The 15305-nt window shown below is 69.7% G+C and carries 14 protein-coding genes; 7 read left to right on the top strand and 7 right to left on the bottom strand.

Annotation, left to right across the window (positions count from 1 at the left end; all coding sequences use genetic code 11):
* Window positions 1–4: 4 nt before the first annotated feature.
* The 3 genes from grpE to ACIBN2_RS38425 all read right to left on the bottom strand — a co-directional run bounded on the left by grpE (window position 5) and on the right by ACIBN2_RS38425 (window position 3105).
* The gene (gene grpE, locus ACIBN2_RS38435; protein ID WP_399141655.1) at window positions 5–589 is read right to left on the bottom strand and encodes a nucleotide exchange factor GrpE; all 585 of its coding nucleotides are present in this window, start codon (window positions 587–589) and stop codon (window positions 5–7) included.
* Window positions 590–599: 10 nt separating this feature from the next.
* Window positions 600–2516, bottom strand: coding sequence for a molecular chaperone DnaK (gene dnaK, locus ACIBN2_RS38430; RefSeq protein WP_399141654.1), 1917 nt, complete (start codon window positions 2514–2516; stop codon window positions 600–602).
* 67 nt (window positions 2517–2583) lie between these two features.
* Window positions 2584–3105 carry a general stress protein gene (locus ACIBN2_RS38425; RefSeq protein WP_399141652.1) on the bottom strand — a complete coding sequence of 174 codons (522 nt, stop codon included), beginning with the start codon at window positions 3103–3105 and terminating at the stop codon, window positions 2584–2586.
* A 442-nt stretch (window positions 3106–3547) separates the two neighbouring features.
* Here ACIBN2_RS38425 and ACIBN2_RS38420 point away from each other — a divergent pair, with 442 nt between their 5' ends.
* Entirely contained in the window at window positions 3548–5116 is a 1569-nt protein-coding gene (locus tag ACIBN2_RS38420) for a PucR family transcriptional regulator (RefSeq protein WP_399141835.1), read from the top strand.
* 102 nt (window positions 5117–5218) lie between these two features.
* On the opposite strand, the gene ACIBN2_RS38415 is transcribed toward ACIBN2_RS38420, so the two are convergent.
* Window positions 5219–5719 (bottom strand): sugar phosphate isomerase/epimerase family protein, encoded by a 501-nt coding sequence (locus ACIBN2_RS38415; RefSeq protein ID WP_399141650.1) that lies wholly within the window; start codon window positions 5717–5719, stop codon window positions 5219–5221.
* 218 nt (window positions 5720–5937) lie between these two features.
* Here ACIBN2_RS38415 and ACIBN2_RS38410 point away from each other — a divergent pair, with 218 nt between their 5' ends.
* Window positions 5938–6243: a putative quinol monooxygenase gene (locus tag ACIBN2_RS38410; protein ID WP_399141648.1), complete on the top strand. Its 306-nt coding sequence runs from the start codon at window positions 5938–5940 to the stop codon at window positions 6241–6243.
* Window positions 6244–6713: 470 nt separating this feature from the next.
* Here the strand turns inward: ACIBN2_RS38410 and ACIBN2_RS38405 are convergent, their stop codons facing one another.
* On the bottom strand, window positions 6714–7604 hold the full coding sequence (locus ACIBN2_RS38405) for a LysR family transcriptional regulator (protein ID WP_399141646.1): 891 nt from the start codon (window positions 7602–7604) through the stop codon (window positions 6714–6716).
* Window positions 7605–7864: 260 nt separating this feature from the next.
* Here ACIBN2_RS38405 and ACIBN2_RS38400 point away from each other — a divergent pair, with 260 nt between their 5' ends.
* The 3 genes from ACIBN2_RS38400 (at window position 7865) to ACIBN2_RS38390 (ending at window position 11461) form a co-directional block, all read left to right on the top strand.
* On the top strand, window positions 7865–9052 hold the full coding sequence (locus ACIBN2_RS38400; protein ID WP_399141644.1) for an MFS transporter: 1188 nt from the start codon (window positions 7865–7867) through the stop codon (window positions 9050–9052).
* 101 nt (window positions 9053–9153) lie between these two features.
* The gene (locus ACIBN2_RS38395; protein WP_399141642.1) at window positions 9154–9999 is read left to right on the top strand and encodes an aldo/keto reductase; all 846 of its coding nucleotides are present in this window, start codon (window positions 9154–9156) and stop codon (window positions 9997–9999) included.
* Window positions 10000–11143: 1144 nt separating this feature from the next.
* Entirely contained in the window at window positions 11144–11461 is a 318-nt protein-coding gene (locus ACIBN2_RS38390; RefSeq protein ID WP_399141640.1) for a hypothetical protein, read from the top strand.
* Window positions 11462–11816: 355 nt separating this feature from the next.
* Here the strand turns inward: ACIBN2_RS38390 and ACIBN2_RS38385 are convergent, their stop codons facing one another.
* Complete coding sequence (locus tag ACIBN2_RS38385; protein ID WP_399141833.1) at window positions 11817–12635, bottom strand: DedA family protein; 819 nt, start codon at window positions 12633–12635, stop codon at window positions 11817–11819.
* 2 nt (window positions 12636–12637) lie between these two features.
* Window positions 12638–13363, bottom strand: a complete 726-nt coding sequence (locus ACIBN2_RS38380) for a class I SAM-dependent methyltransferase (protein WP_399141638.1) — start codon at window positions 13361–13363, stop codon at window positions 12638–12640.
* A 185-nt stretch (window positions 13364–13548) separates the two neighbouring features.
* On the opposite strand from ACIBN2_RS38380, the gene ACIBN2_RS38375 reads away from it, so the two are divergent.
* Both ACIBN2_RS38375 and ACIBN2_RS38370 read left to right on the top strand, forming a co-directional pair.
* A complete protein-coding gene (locus tag ACIBN2_RS38375) occupies window positions 13549–14643 on the top strand; it encodes a sensor histidine kinase (protein ID WP_399141636.1) in 1095 nt (364 codons plus the stop codon).
* Entirely contained in the window at window positions 14640–15290 is a 651-nt protein-coding gene (locus ACIBN2_RS38370; protein WP_399141635.1) for a response regulator, read from the top strand. Before ACIBN2_RS38375 ends, ACIBN2_RS38370 begins: the two co-directional genes overlap by 4 nt.
* Window positions 15291–15305 lie beyond the last annotated feature (15 nt).

Raw genomic sequence — 15305 nt, 5'->3', positions numbered from 1 at the left:
ACGGTCACTCCCGCTTGGCGACGGTCACGGCGGCAGGCCGCAGCTGCCGCTCGGCCTCCCCGTAACCGGGTCGCAGCACCTGGACCACGGTGTTCGGATCGGCGTCGGGATCCTGGACCACGCCGACCACTTCGTGCCGGGCCGGGTCGAACGACACGCCCTTCTCTGCGTGACGCGGGTAGCCCAGCCGCTCCAGGACGTTCACGGCCTGGTCACGCACAGCCCGGACACCTTCGACAATCGCACCGGGGTCGGCGGCCGCGTGGCTCAGGGCAAGTTCCAGGTTGTCGATGACGGGCAGGAAGGCCGCAGCCGTACGGGCACGTTCGGCCCCGGCCACCCGCTCCAGCTCCCTGGCGTGGCGTTTGCGCAGGTTGTCGAGGTCGGCCAGGGCGCGGCGCCAGCGGTCCTCGGCCTCTCGCAGCGCGGCTGCGTATTCGTCGTCGGGTGCGGCGGCGCCGGTTGCTGCGTCGGGCCCAGGCTCGGCCTCCTCGGTCGGCGGTCCGGGCTGCTCAAGGTCCCCGCGCGGCGGCTGTACGGCGCCTTCCGGTGGCGGGTCGGGCTCTCGGCCCCGGGGTGGGATGGGCATGGCGGGCACCTCAGCCCTTGTCGAACTCGGCGTCGATCACATCGTCGTCGCCCCCGGCGCCGCCCGGCGCGGCCCCGCCGGAACTGGATCCGTCCGGTGAGCCGGTGCCCGCCGGACCGCCCGCGGCGGCTTCCGTCTGGTGAGCCGCGAGCCCCGCGAAGACCTGCTGGAGTTCGGACGTCAGCGGCCGGACCTTGTCCGCCCCGGCCTCGTTCTTGACCGCCTCGCGGGCCTCGGCCACCAGCATGTCGGCGCGGGCCTTCTCGTGTGCGGGCGCGGCGTCGCCGAGCTCGCCGAGGCGCTTTTCGACCTGGTAGGCGATGGCGTCCAGTTCGTTGCGGGCGTCGACTGCCTCGCGCAGGGCCTGGTCCTCGCCGCGGTTGCGTTCGGCTTCCTGGACCATCCGCTCGACCTCGCTGCGGTCGAGGTTGGAACTCTCGCTGATGGTGATGCCCTGCTCCTTGCCGGTGTCCTTGTCCCGTGCGGTGACGTTGAGGATGCCGTTGGCGTCGATGTCGAAGATGACCTCGATCTGCGGCTCACCGCGCGGCGCGGGGCGGATGTCGGTGAGCTGGAAGCGACCCAGGACCCGGTTGTCGGCGGCCCTCTCCCGCTCGCCCTGCAGGACGACGACGTCGACGGCGGGCTGGTTGTCCTCGGCGGTGGAGAAGGTCTCGGAGCGGCGAACCGGGATGGTGGTGTTCCGCTCGATGATCTTCGTCATCACGCCGCCGCGCGTCTCCACGCCCAACGACAACGGGGTGACATCGAGCAGCAGGACATCCTTGACCTCGCCCTTGAGGACCCCGGCCTGGATCGCGGCGCCCATCGCCACGACCTCGTCGGGGTTGACGCTCATGTTGGGCTCCTTGCCGCCGGTCAGCCTCCGCACCAGGGCCTGGACGGCGGGGATGCGGGTGGAGCCGCCGACGAGGATGACCTCGTCGATGTCGTTGTCACTGACCTTGGCGTCGTCCATGGCCTGACGCACCGGGCCCAGGCAGCGCTCCACCAGGTCGCCGGTGATCTGCTCGAACGTGGACCGCATGATCGTCGTGGTCAGGTGCTTGGGCCCGGAGGCGTCGGCCGTGATGAAGGGCAGGCTGACCTGCGTCTGGGTCACCGAGCTGAGCTCGGTCTTGGCCTTCTCGGCGGCCTCGAAGAGTCGTTGCAGGGCCTGCGGGTCCTTGCGCAGATCGATGCCGTTCTCCTTCTGGAAGCCGTCGGCGAGCTGGTCGACCAGCCGGCGGTCGAAGTCGTCGCCGCCCAGATGGCTGTCGCCCGCCGTGGACCGTACCTCCACCACGCCGTCGCCGACATCGAGGATGCTGACGTCGAAGGTGCCGCCGCCCAGGTCGAAGACGAGCACCGTCTCGTGCTGCTTCTTGTCCATGCCGTAGGCGAGGGCGGCCGCCGTCGGCTCGTTGATGATCCGCAGCACTTCCAGGCCGGCGATCCGTCCGGCGTCCTTGGTGGCGGTGCGCTGGGCGTCGTTGAAGTAGGCGGGCACCGTGATGACCGCCTCCGTGACCCGCTCTCCCAGCTGCTTGGAGGCGTCGTCGGCGAGCTTGCGCAGCACCTGCGCGCTGATCTCCTCGGGCGCGTAGAGCTTGTCGCGCACCTTGAAACGGGCCGCCCCGCCGTCTCCCTCGACCACGTCGTACGCGACGGCCTTGGCCTCTTCGGAGATCTCGTCGAAGTGCCGGCCGATGAACCGCTTGGCCGAGTAGATGGTGCCCTTGGGGTTGAGGATCGCCTGTCGGCGGGCCAGCTGGCCCACCAGGCGCTCGCCGGTGTCGGTGAAGGCCACCACGGACGGCGTCGTGCGGTTGCCCTCGCTGTTGGGTATGACGGTCGGCTCGCCGCCCTCCCAGACGGCGATCACCGAGTTCGTGGTGCCCAGGTCGATGCCTACTGCCTTGGCCATGAGGAACTCCTTCCGCGACGGGCGGCCCCCGTGCGCCCTCGGAGCCGCGCCCGTCTTCCGCAATCGCTCAGGTGACGGCGGGACCGCTCCGCGGGCGGCTGCTCGTCCAAGCCCCGCTGCGTGTGCTGGTGCCGGTCCCGCTGGGCAGCTCGGCCAGCAGCCGCACCGCCTCGTCGGCGACCGCGTCGTCGGCGACGACGTCATACCGGCCGGGCTGCATGAAACTCACCGAGGCGAAGTCCCGGCGGCCACGCTGGGCCGCGTACACCTGCAGGCCGAGCAGAGCGCCGACGAGTGCTCCGAAAACCGGCCCGTACAGGGCCAGGAGCAGTGCCGACACGACCGGGGCCAGCCAGTTCGGCAGCCCGAAGATCCATCCCAACAGTGCGCCGGACAGGGCGGCGCTCGCCGCGCCGTGCAGGGCGGCCCCGCCACGTCCCATGCGGCCGGTCACCTGCTCGACCAGGCGCACGTCCTGCCCGATGACCCTCTCGACGGGAAAAACCTGATCGGAAAGGTGATCGACGGCGCGTTCCGCCTTCTGGTAGGTGCTGTACGAGGCGATGGCCCTGCGGGCCTGCTCGTTCATCAGCCAGTCCTTCCCGCCACGGCCACCGGTGTACCCGGGCGATCCCGGGCAACCCCAGAGTGGCAAGCGGGCAGTCCGCTCCGCCTGCACCCGGCAGGTCAGAAATCGACGCACTCGGTCACTCCATGAGAACAAGGCCAAATCCCGACAAGCCGGATGACCTTGCCTAGGCTGGGTACGCGGGCCTCGCCCAGGCGTGGATCCCACGATTCGCTTGATCGCCTCCGATGACCGGAGAACGGAGTGATCTATGGCCTGCCGTCCGTCACAGAGGTTGTCCCCTGACGTCTTCGGCCACGAAGCGTCCCGCCTCCCGAGCGACACCGCGGGCACCGAACGGCGCGACCCCCGTCCGCTCGCGGTGCTGGACCCACACGGGCTGCTGGTGCTGTCCCGCACCCTGTTCACCTGTGTGGAGCAGAGTGAGATCGTGCGTCTGGCCATGCGGCATGTCAGTGCCCTTGGTTCCTACAAGGCCGAGGCCGGATACCTCGCGACGGGCGACGGTTTGTCTCGCGTCCCCGGCCAGGACGCGGGAGCGCCACCGGTCGACGACGCAGGCATGAAGGAGCTGGGCGAGGCTGACGGCTCCGTGTCCCTTCCGGAGCGGTCCTGGAACTGGGCGTTCGGCCTGCGCGGGGCCGGCGGTCTGCTCGGCTACATCGTGGTCTCCTCCCACTCCGGACCCGACGAGGAGGGGCACTTCCTCCTCTCGACCCTCGTGGGACTCACATCGGCGGCCCTGTCACTGGCGGCCACGCGCGCCTCGCAGCACGACGACGCCGGCGAACTGAGCCGACTCCGCACCGAACGGGACACCGCACTGCGGCAGCTGGACGCAATGCGCTCCAAGCTGCACCTGCAGAAGACGGTGCACGAGACCCTCGCCCGTGTCGCTGCCCGAGGCGGCGGCGAGGACGCCATCACCCAAGCGCTGTACGAGCTCACCGGGCTGTCGGCGCTCATCGAGGACCGGTTCGGCAACCTGAGGTCCTGGGCCGGTCCCGACCGGCCCGACCCTTATCCGGTGCGGTCCTCGACCTACCAGGAAGAGATGCTGGGGCAGGTCGCGCGCGAGGCGGGCCCGGTCAGGGTCAAGGCCCAGCTGATCGCCCTGGCCCGGCCGCGCGGCGACCTCCTCGGCGTACTCGCCCTCGAGGACCCCGAGGCGACGGCCGACGAGCACACCATGTTCGCCTTGGATCACGCCCAGCGCTTGCTCGCTCAGGAGCTCCTGCATATGCGCGAGCTCACCGAGGTCGAACTGCGGCTGCGCCGCCAGCTGATCGACGACCTGCTGGAGGGCACTGACGAGACGAGCGCCTACGCCCGCGCCGAAGCCCTCGGCCACGATCTGCAACGCAGCCATTACGTGGTCGTGGTGCACTGGCCGGGAAACGCCGCAGACGACTCCTTCACCCGGGCCGTCGAGCAAGCGACGGCCACCACGGCGGCGCGGCCGCTGATCACCCGTCGCGGCGACCGTGTGGTCCTGCTGACCGAAGCAAGGCCCGACGACGATGCCGTGCACACGGCGCTGGCCCATGAGCTGGGGACGCCCGGCGGCGCGATCGGGGTGAGCACCCGCTGCGACTCCCCGGACGGCGTTCCCCGCTGCTACCAGGAGGCACTGCGGGCCCTGGAGGTGCGGCAGAACTCCCGCCAGCGCAGCGGCACGACGTTCTTCGACGACCTCGGGCTGTACCGGATCCTGGGGCCCGGCAACGATCTCCGAGAACTCGAAGGCTTCGTGCGAGAGTGGCTCGGCCACCTGATCGACTACGACGCAGAGCACGACACGGAGTTGGTGGAAACGCTCTCGCGCTACTTCGACTACGGAGGCAACTACGACGATGCGGCCGCCGCGCTGACGGTCCACCGCAGCACCCTGCGCTACCGGCTGCAGCGCATCCGTGAGATCAGCGACAGCGACCTGGCAGATGTGGACACCCGGCTCAATCTGCAGGTGGCAACGCGCGTCTGGAAGATCATCCTGGACGGGCGGCCCTGACCACGGTCACCCGGAGGGCCGGTGCAGCGGGTCAGCCCGACGCTCGAACAAGTCGCCTGTGACCTCGGCGGACGCTCAAACTGGTCAAAGTCGGTGTCTAGCTCACGCCGGGCCGGTCAAGGTGGTCACGGCCGGGCGTGCCTCGTACCGGTTCAGCGGTTCGACGCCCAGCCGTACACCACGCTCACCCGCGTAGTCCGCGATGGGCCGCAACCGTTCGCGCCCCTCCCGGGGCGTCGCGACCCGTTCGTCGGCCGTCGCCCACCACGTGCGGCCGACGGCCGCGTAGATGGGCCCTACGACGTGGGCCGCGCCGATCTGCTGGGCGACGTCGACGCACTTCAGGAGGTGCGCCTGGGTCGCGCTGACGACGTCGGGTGAGGAGGCCACCAGATCCCGGCCTGGTGGCATGACGGCGCACAGCACCGGCCGCAGCTCATGCCGGCTCAAGATCTCGGCGGTCGATTCGGCGTCCCAGTCTCCGACCTGCTCGAGGGGCAGCTCGATCGCTCCGAACTCCCAGTCGGCGATCTTCTCGGCGAGGTCGGACAACTGAGGCGTCGTCAGCGGAGAGGTCCATACGAACGTGTTGACGCCGAACACGCGAGGACAAGCTGAGAGATGCTTCGGAAGTGGCGCTGCATGCAGCGCGGTGCAGCCACCGATCAAACCCACACATACATGTTCACATATTCGCTAAATGGGGCAAAAAGAGAGACTACGAGGCGTCGATGCGGTCTACAGGAGACCCGTTCGACGCCAACCGGTCACTTCGGTGCCGGCCGCTCCCGGGCGGCCGAGCATCGGAAAGGAGCCCTTTCATGGCCGACATCAACGTCGCGCTGCACGTACAGGTCGAGGCCCTGCCCGGCAAAGAGGAAGAGGTCGCTGCCCTTCTCCGCGAGGGCCTTGCCCTTGTGCAGGAGGAGCCTGGCACCGTCGCCTGGTTCGCCGTGCGCCTGAGCTCGTCCACCTTCGCCATCTTCGACGCCTTCCCCGACGACGACGCGCGCCAGGCCCACCTCGCCGGCCGCCTGGGCAGCGCCCTGACGGAACGGGCCGGCGAACTGTTCGCCCAACCGCCTTCCGTCGAGCGACTCGACGTCCTCGCCCACAAACTTCCCTGAAGACCAGGCGGATTGGTACACGCCCGACGCGTCGGACTGATCCCGACCCAGCTCGAATGTGTGTGCCTGGAAGCGGAGTTGATGGGCAGACCGGCTGACACGGCCGTAAGGGGTGAGCGCCGGCCCACGCGCTGCCGTGGTCCCGCAGTCATGGCCCGAGAGAACGTGGAGTCCGGCACCGAGGCCCTGCTTCTGCGCTGCAGTGGGTGGGTGGGTGGCCCTCCCTCGGTTTGATCCAGGGAGGCCGCGTCGCGCCAGAAGAGGAGGCCTTGGTTCATCACCGCCATCGCGATGATCGGCGGGGCCTTCGGCACCAGCCTCGAAGGGGACGAGAAGGCGCCCGACGCCGCCTATGGACGACGGCAGCGTGAGCGTCAGCGGATGCTGCGGCAGATGTCGCGGCCGGAGCGAGGCCGACGCAAGGGCGCCGGACACCGCCGACGGGTGGCGCCCGGGCCGCGGCCCGGGCGTCACAGGGCGAGGACGTGGAGGTCGACCAGGTCGAGCAGCGCCCGCAGGGCCGAGCTGGGCCGCCGGGCCGACGACGTGCCGAGATGCATGCTCCAGCGGAGCATGGTGCCGTGCACGTCCAGGACGTGCAGGCCGGGGGTGCGGGCGACGGCGAAGGCGGGCAGGAAAGCGATGCCGAGACCGTGCCGGACCAGTGCCGCCCCCATGTCGATGTCGGGCACTTCCAGTGCCACCCGGCGTACGACGCCCGCCGCCGCGAACGCCCGGTCGACCACCTCGCGGTTGCCGTAGCCCGGCGGGAAGTCCACGAAGGGCTCCCCCGCGAGGTCCGCAAGTGCCACCTCCCCCCGCTGCGCGAGCGGATGGGCGGCGCTCACCACCAGGACGAGCGGCACGGTGGCCAGTTCCCGTGCGTCGATCCCGGCGGGTTTGTGCTCCGGCAGCGACAGGAAGGCCACGTCCAGGTCCCCGCTTTGCAGAGCGTGCGCCAGTCCGGCCGATCCGGTCGTCGCCAGCCGCAGACGGACGTCGATCGCCGGATGCCGCGCGTGCAGCTGCCCGAGGAGCGCAGGCAGGTCCACCACCTCCACCGAGGCCATGGCGCCCACATTCACCGTGCCGCGCAGCGTGTCCTGTGCGGCACGTACGGCGTCCTGGGCCGCCTGGGCGGCGTGCAGGGTGGCCCGAGCCTCTGGCAGCAGCGCGGCGCCCGCCCCGGTGAGCCGGACCTGCTGCGACGTGCGCTCGAACAGCGCGCAGCCGAGCTCGCGCTCCAGGGAGCGGATCGCGGCGGACACCCCGGACTGCACCACGTGCAGCCGACGGGCGGCCCGCGTGAAACTCAGCTCCTCGGCGACCGCGATGAACTGCTCCAGCTGACGTAGCTCCACACGAGAAGTATCACTCGCATTGCTCGAACCCAGCAAAAACATTCGTTGGCAATGATCCAGGCTGGTGAGGAAGATGGAAAGCGCCATCCACTTCTGCTCGAGGAGGGGTACCCCTGCCTGCCGTTCCGACGCCGCTGAGCCGTCCCACAGTCGACGCTCCTGGCGACCCGACTCACCGGATCCCTGCACCCGCTCCCGCCGACCTGCCGCCCCGTGCCCGGCGCCGTGCCTCGCACGCGACCGGCTTTTGGTTCGTGGCGGTGGCCTTCACCGTGCTGATGGCCTTCGGCACCGCGCCGACGCCGCTGTGGCCGCTGTACGAGACCCGGGACCACTTCGGCGCGACCACGGTCACGGTGGCGTACGCCTCGATGGTCGTGGGCGCAGCGGCCGCCTTCCTCGGACTGGGACACCTGTCGGACCGGCTCGGCCGGCGGCGCATCATCGTCCCGGCGCTGCTGGTCGGCATCGTCGCGTCGATCGTACTGATCGTGTGGCGGGACCTGCCGGGGCTGATCACGGGCAGGATCCTGAACGGTGTCGGACTGGGGCTGATGGCCTCGACCGCGACGACGTACCTGCACGACCTCCACCACGAGGCCCGTCCGGAACGGACGGGTTCGGTGCTGCCCGGCATTGTGGCCACCGCCGCCAACCTCGGCGGCCTGGCCTCAGGGCCCCTGGTCGCCGGAGCCGCCGCCGAGTGGCTTCCCACGCCCCTGATCACCACCCAGGCGATCTTCACGCTCGCCATGGCAGTGTGCCTGGCGCTGGTGCTGTCCACCCCGGAGACCGTGGACCTGGAGCTGCCCGCGGCCGAACCGCCCAGCAGGTTCGTCCTGCGCCCTGGCGGCCGGCGGACGTTCGGCGCGGCCGGCGCGCTGGGTGCCTTCGCCTTCGCGATCCTCGGCCTGATCTCCTCCCTCGGGGCGAACGTGCTCCACGGCACCCTGCACACCGACTCGCACCTCGTGGTCGGCCTGGCGGCCTTCCTCATGTTCGGTTCCGCGGCGGCCGCCCAGCTGGTGCTGGGCCGCCTCCCACTGCCCCGGGTCCTGACCGTGGGGGCGGTGGTCTTCCCGGTAGGCCTGGTCCTGTGCGCCGTCGCCCTCTACCACCCGGCGCTCTGGCTCTACCTGGTCGCCGTGTCCCTGTCGGGAGCCGGCTCCGGTCTGCTGTTCAAGGGAGGCGTCGAACGTGCCGTTTCAGTGGCCGAGCCCGCCTCACGCGCGGGCGTCCTCGCCGTGTTCTTCGTCGTCGCGTACCTCGGAATGGGCTTGCCGTCCGTCCTGTTCAGCATCGCCCTGCGGCACTTCGCCGTGCAGATCGCGATGATCGGCTTCGCGGCGGTCCTCTCCTGCGGCGCCGTTGTGTCGGTTGCCGTCGCGTTGCGCGATCGCGTACCCCGTCCCGGCGAGCTTTCGGCGCAGTCCGCTCGCCCCTCCTGACCTGCCCGCGGCGCATGCGACACGGCCGTCTGGGAGGCGCGGACCTGGGCACTCGGTGCGGGTGCGCGTGACACGGATCCGCGGCAGACGGGAGGCCCGAGATGTCTGCGGAATCGGCAAGAACGATCGCGCTCCCCTCCGGTGAGGAGATCGCGGCGCTCGGGCAGGGCACCTGGTACCTGGGCGAGGACCCGGCCCGGCGTGAACAGGAGATCGCCGCGCTGCGGCTGGGCGTGGACCTGGGCATGACCCTCGTCGACACGGCGGAGATGTACGGCGACGGTGCAGCCGAGGAGCTCGTCGGGGAGGCCCTCCGGGGACGCTGGGAAGAGGTCTTCCTGGTCAGCAAGGTGCTGCCCGGCCACGCCGACCGGAAGGGCACCGTCGCCGCCTGCGAGGGCAGCCTGCGGCGACTCCGCGCGGAACGGCTGGACCTCTACCTGCTGCACTGGCGGGGACGGTGGCCACTCGAGGAGACCCTTGCGGGATTCACCGACCTGATGGAGGCGGGGAAGATCCGTTACTGGGGCGTGAGCAATCTGGACGTCGCCGACATGGTCGAGCTGACCACCCTCCCCGGCGGCGACGCCGCGGCCGTCGACCAGGTGCTGTACAACCTCTCCCGGCGCGGCATCGAGTGGGATCTGCTCCCCTGGTGCCGCGCGGCCGGGGTGACGGTCATGGCCTACTCCCCGATCGAGCAGGGGCGGCTGCTGAAGGTCGAGGCTTTGGGTGCCGTGGCCCGGGCCCTCGGAGCCACGCCGGCCCAGGTGGCGCTCGCCTGGGTGCTGGCACAGGGGGGCGCCGCGATCCCGCGTTCCGGATCACCCGACCACGTTCGGGAGAACCGCGGCGCAGTGGACCTCCACCTTCCTACCGAGGCGCTCGACGCCCTCGACGAGGCGTTCCCGCCGCCCAGCGGGCCCACGCCCCTGGAGATGCTCTGAAGGAGTTGGCCGCCGAGGCGGCGCCGACACCGGGTTGGCCTTCACCTCCCATGGCAGCGTGCCGGCGGTCGGCAGTGCTGACGGCAGCGTGCAACTGTGGGACATGACGCGCCCCAACGACCACCAGAACTTCAGACCACCCAGTTCCACAGGCCTTGACGGGTGCTCGAGCTCCAGCCACGGCGGGCCCTCAGTGCTATGCGACAGTACAGAGGGCGGATGTGGTTGCGGCCCATTCGCTTGGTCGCAAGCGGTCAGCAACATGCCCGCGCCAATCCCGACCAGGAAACTACCGATCACGACTGTTGTTTCGGGTGCGGGTAAGGACGAGCGCGCGCTTCTTCCCTCTGTGGCGTCCCGGGGCTCTGCCTGCCGTTGCTGCAGGTCTGTCCGGAGCCTCTGCGGTGGCATCAGCCTGTAAGCGACCACGGACGAGGAGCGATATGCGCCTCCTCAGGCGCCAAGGGAACGTGTCCGACGAGAGCCGCCAGGGGAACGTGTCCGACGAGGCCAGGCGCCTGTCCGAATGCTCCGCGGCGGGTACACCGGACCGGGTTCTTTCAAGAAGTGTCTCAAGGAAGGGCGGGTCGCCCCAAGGAACGGGGATGGCGGTCTTCGCCTGCAGGTAAGGTTCGCCGGTCCACCATCCCAACAACCCCAATGGCAATCGCGCTTGCAGTTGCTGGTCGAGCTGGGTGGCGTCCGTGTGGACGCTCAAGCAGGCGGAACATGCGCGGAGATGGTCGTCGTCCGGGGGTGCATCGGGCCACAAGGCCATGTGGCCGATCACATTCCTGCAGGCCCCACGCTCCACCCGCTCTAGATGCAGGGCGGTGCGGAACTGGCGCAGTGTGCTTCTGGCCCGGTCACTTGCAGTCGGAACGGCACGGGGGAGCAACCCTGTGATACTGGCCGTCAAAGGGGACGCGTCCCCTTCGACCACCGAGTGCCACAGCAGACACCGGGTGGTCGCGGACAGACGCTCGAATGCGATAGCCAACTGGCCGTTATCGTCCCAGGGCCACCGGGATCCTGCCGAGACCCAGTCCCTGAAGTGCGGTGACAGTATTTCAGGTTCCAGGTGCCAGCTCGTGATCGCGGTCGTGCGTACGTTCGCCAGTAACTGGAGCCGTAAGCAGCCGCGATGACGACGGTCCGCAATGGGCTCACCGGACAGCAGCTGGTGCAGCAGGCCGGCAAAGACATGCCATGTCACCTCGCGCGCATGCAGTGGACTCGCGAGGCACTGAAGGGCGTAGGCCTGTACGGCGGAGCAGTGGCGGCGATACAGATGCCGAAAGCAATCGACTTCGCCGGTGCGGACCGCATGCATCAAAGCTGCGTCAGAGAGGGACTGCGGCGGCGGCCGCATGCCCGCGAGCAGTTGCACTGTCAATCCCTTCAAACGGAAGCACGGAAACCCTGTTTTTGCGCCGAGGCCACCTCGTGGGTCCGGGCGTGAGCTTCCGGGACGCCTGGGCAACTTCCGGCCTGTGGCGCTGCGTTTGCGCCTTGACGGACAGCCCTCGCCGCTTGGTGGGCCGGGACCATGCCGATCCCCGCGATATACGCCCGCTGTTCCATCGGCGCCGTCCCGGTGTCGGGCGGTGCCGCAGGTACCCACACCACGTGTGGCGATCCGATGCTAAATAGCGGTGGCAGCGCACGAATACAGGCACTCGCTGGGGCATGCGTCCGCAGAGGTGTGGCACACCTCCATACCCGGCCCCATCGCCGGATCAATGCGTCAACGGAACTCCGGGTCGGACGGCTGACGTTTCTGTGCCATGACCCAGACTTCCCTCGCAGCACGCTCGTCACCTACAAGGGAAACCCCGTGGGACTCGGTGCGGGTGTCTCGGGGTCGCGAATGCCGATGACCACCTCGTAGCCGAGAGCAGCGAGTTCGCCGACGACGCTGGTGACGGTGACTGCGCAGCACATGCGGGGTGAGGTTCCTCCGGCAATCGGGTTTGACTCGTGGTCTCGTCCGGCCTGCGGTCCCGACGGCCGCGGTCACCGGGAGCAGGGGAGGTGGCGCTTCGTGGGCGCCGGGCAACGTGGCGCCACAGGAGTGCGGCCCCCAAGACGATCAGGGCGATGACGGCTGTCGCGGGGCCACTCATGGTGAGGATGTGTTGGAGGGAGATCGCGGCGGCATACCCGACGCCGACTTCGGCTGTGGCCCACAGGCAGGCGGCGGTGACGCTGTAGGGAGCGATGCGGCGGTAAGGGAGTCGGGTGGCGCCCGCGAAGTGCGGAGCAAGGGTGCGGAGCACCGGCAGGAAGCGGGCGAGGAAGACGGCCCGGCCGCCGTGGCGTGTCATCAGCGTCTCGGCCCGGTCCCAGAGGGCGGCCGGAATGCGACGGCCGACCCGGCCGGTGCGCAGTCGGTGACCGAGGAAGCCGCCGGTGCGGTGGGCGAGGAAGTCACCCGCTGCCGCGGCCCCGGCCGCGACCGCGATGACGAGAGGAAGGCTGACCTGGCCGGTGCGGGCGAGTACTCCGGCGGTCATGAGCAGGGTCAGCGTGGGGACGAACGCGCCGATCAGGAGGATCGATTCGGCCAGCGCGGCCGCAGCCACCACTGTGTAGACCAGGCTCGGCGAGAGGTGACCGAGGGTGTTGATGAGCATGTTCACCGCCGGACCTCGCCGGTGTGCTGTTGGGGAAGGCCCGAGTCGGCCGGGGGACGCTGCAGGTGCCAGACATGCGCCGGCGGCAGGTTGGCCCAGACCGTCCAGCGGCAGGCGGCGTAAGCGCGCCGGTAGGCGGTCATGATCTCGTCCACTGCGGCGTGGCGGCGCGTTTCGGCGCGCGAGGTCATCAGGGTGCGGGCTGTGCGGGTGCCGAGGTAGGCGTAGTAGGCGAGTGTGCCTCCGGGGTGCAGCAGTTCCATGTAACGGGACATGATGCGTTCGACCTGCGCAGGGGTGAAGTTGGTCAGGGGCAGGCCGGAGATGATGACGTCGTAGCGTCGGCCTACGTCGAACTCCTCGACATGGGCCTGGTGCACCCTTGCCTCCACGGCGTGGCCGGCCAGGTGCAGGTGAGTGGCGACGAGGCGATCCAGACGGGCGGCGAAGCGCGGGTTGGCCTCGACGATGTCAAGGTGGCTGCCGCGGGACAGGTGAGGGATCAGGGCCCGAGTTGTCGCTCCGGTGCCGGCCCCAGCCTCCAGGACTGCGAGGGGGCCGGGCGGCAGGGCCCGGACAGGGCCGGTCAGAACGCGGCACAGAGCGTTGCCGCTGGGAGCGATGGCACCGGTGGTCCGCATATCGCGAGCCGCCTCGATCAGAAACATCCAGCCTTCGGCCTGACGCTGGGCCAGGACGCGTTCGTGGGACGTGGTCCAGTCATTCATGGAATGAACGTTAAGAATCCGCGTCCGGCCGCGAATCCGCCGTTGTACGGCGGGTTCCCCCTACGAAAGTAGGGGGTGAGCGTGCACGATCGTGGGTGGAGAGCAGAGCTGCACGGTCTAGGTTTGCCAAGGTGGATACAGGCAAGATCTCCAGGTGGGCTGCCGTCGGCGCGCGGGCAGGGGTCGTGGCATTCGGCGTGCTGGTGACCGTCACGAAAAGCGTGTCCGTCAGTGGCGAAAGGTATGTGATACCGGCCGCCGCCTCAGCGCTCGTGTGCGCAGTGGTCTTGCTGGTGCCGCGATGGCGGTGGCCTGTGTCGCCGGTGGTAGTGACCGCTGTCACCACGTGGTGGGGTTCGCTCACCATCTTGCTGCTGGCCGTCGTCATGTTCGACCTGGCGGTGGCGCGCCGGAGGCGTACGGCAGCGGTCTGTGCCACAGTCGCCTTGAGCGTCAATCTGCTCGGCTTCCCCCCGACCCGGTTCTCTGTGGACGGAGCCTATTTGACCGTGCTGGTCACGTGGCCGTTCGCCCTCGTCGTCGGACTGTGGCTCGGCAATCGGCGGCGTCTGATGCGGGCGCTGGCCTCCGAGATGGAGCATCTGCGCGTGGAGGCGCAACTGCGCGAGGAGGCCGCCCGTGTGGCGGAACGGTCCCGTATCGCGGCGGAGATGCACGATGTGCTTGCCCATCGGCTCAGCCTGATCGCCCTGCACACCGGTGTGCTGGCCACCAAGGGCGACGCACTGCCCGCCCCGGTGACTGAACGACTCGGCCTGCTGCGCACCGCCTCCACCGAAGCTCTCAACGACCTGCGCGACGTACTCGGGGCCCTGCGCGAGCCCGACGCACAACCCCAGGCCGCGCTCCCCCCAGTCCTCATGGACGTTCAGGACCTGGTCGACGAAGCCCGCGCCGCCGGCCAGTCCGTCCACCTGACGGCCCAGGGCCGGCCGGAACAGGTCCCCACCACCCACCGCCTGGCCGTGTACCGCATCGTCCAGGAAGCATTGACCAATGTCCGCAAGCACGCCGACGGCGCCATGGTGACGGTGCGCGTCGACTACCGGACGCCGGCCACCCTGGTCGAGATCACCAACACCGCCAGCACCGTCGGTACCGTAGCCGTCGACTCCCGCTACGGACTCATCGGCCTGCGCGAACGCGTCACCGCCCTGGGCGGATACCTGCACGCCGGCCCCGCCGGCGCGGGCGCCTGGCGCGTGGCCGCCCGCATCCCCCACCCCCTTGACCTCGGACAGAGCGGCGATCCCGCATGATCCACGCCATGATCGCCGACGACGACGCCCTGGTCCGCCTCGGCCTGGCCGACCTCCTCGACGGCGACCCGGACATCGAGGTGACCGCCCAGGCAGCCAACGGTCTCCAGGCCATCGAGCAGGCCACCGCCCACCGCATCGATGTGGCCCTCGTCGATGTCCGCATGCCCCGCATGGACGGTATCGCCGCGACCACGCGGCTGCGAGCCCTGCCCCACCCTCCGAAGGTGATCACGCTGACCACATTCGATCTCGACGAGTACGTCTACAACGCCCTGGCCGCCGGAGCCGACGGTTTCCTGCTCAAGGACACCGACCCGGCCGAAATCCTGCGCGCCGTCCACCTGGTGGCCGCGGGCTCGGCCATGCTCCACCCCGCCGCGGCCCGCCGCGTCATCGACCGCTACCACGCGGCCAACCAGCCCCGGACCACCACGGCCCGGGCCCGGCTGAAACGGCTCACCCCGCGCGAACGCGATGTCCTCGCACGGCTCGCCCGAGGCGACACCAATGCCGACATCGCCACCCACCTCGCCATGCGCGAAAGTACCGTCAAGGCCCATGTCAGCCGCATCCTGACCGCGCTGGACGTCACCAACCGCGTCCAAGCCGCACTCCTGGCACGCGATGCAGGACTCACTCCCTGACCAGCCGGTCTCCGC

Origin of the sequence: Streptomyces sp. NPDC050534, assembly GCF_044457745.1 — a bacterium.
Taxonomy (GTDB): domain Bacteria; phylum Actinomycetota; class Actinomycetes; order Streptomycetales; family Streptomycetaceae; genus Streptomyces.
Note: the sequence above shows the minus strand (reverse complement) of the source record. Positions and strands in the feature narration are given on the sequence as shown.

Bases quoted from the DNA above. Each gene is read 5' to 3' on its own strand.
- grpE (WP_399141655.1), bottom strand. From the start codon at position 589: ATGCCCATCCCACCCCGGGGCCGAGAGCCCGACCCGCCACCGGAAGGC.
- dnaK (WP_399141654.1), bottom strand. From the start codon at position 2,516: ATGGCCAAGGCAGTAGGCATCGACCTGGGCACCACGAACTCGGTGATC.
- ACIBN2_RS38425 (WP_399141652.1), bottom strand. From the start codon at position 3,105: ATGAACGAGCAGGCCCGCAGGGCCATCGCCTCGTACAGCACCTACCAG.
- ACIBN2_RS38420 (WP_399141835.1), top strand. From the start codon at position 3,548: ATGCGGCATGTCAGTGCCCTTGGTTCCTACAAGGCCGAGGCCGGATAC.
- ACIBN2_RS38410 (WP_399141648.1), top strand. From the start codon at position 5,938: ATGGCCGACATCAACGTCGCGCTGCACGTACAGGTCGAGGCCCTGCCC.
- ACIBN2_RS38395 (WP_399141642.1), top strand. From the start codon at position 9,154: ATGTCTGCGGAATCGGCAAGAACGATCGCGCTCCCCTCCGGTGAGGAG.
- ACIBN2_RS38390 (WP_399141640.1), top strand. From the start codon at position 11,144: ATGACGACGGTCCGCAATGGGCTCACCGGACAGCAGCTGGTGCAGCAG.
- ACIBN2_RS38385 (WP_399141833.1), bottom strand. From the start codon at position 12,635: ATGCTCATCAACACCCTCGGTCACCTCTCGCCGAGCCTGGTCTACACA.
- ACIBN2_RS38380 (WP_399141638.1), bottom strand. From the start codon at position 13,363: ATGAATGACTGGACCACGTCCCACGAACGCGTCCTGGCCCAGCGTCAG.
- ACIBN2_RS38370 (WP_399141635.1), top strand. From the start codon at position 14,640: ATGATCCACGCCATGATCGCCGACGACGACGCCCTGGTCCGCCTCGGC.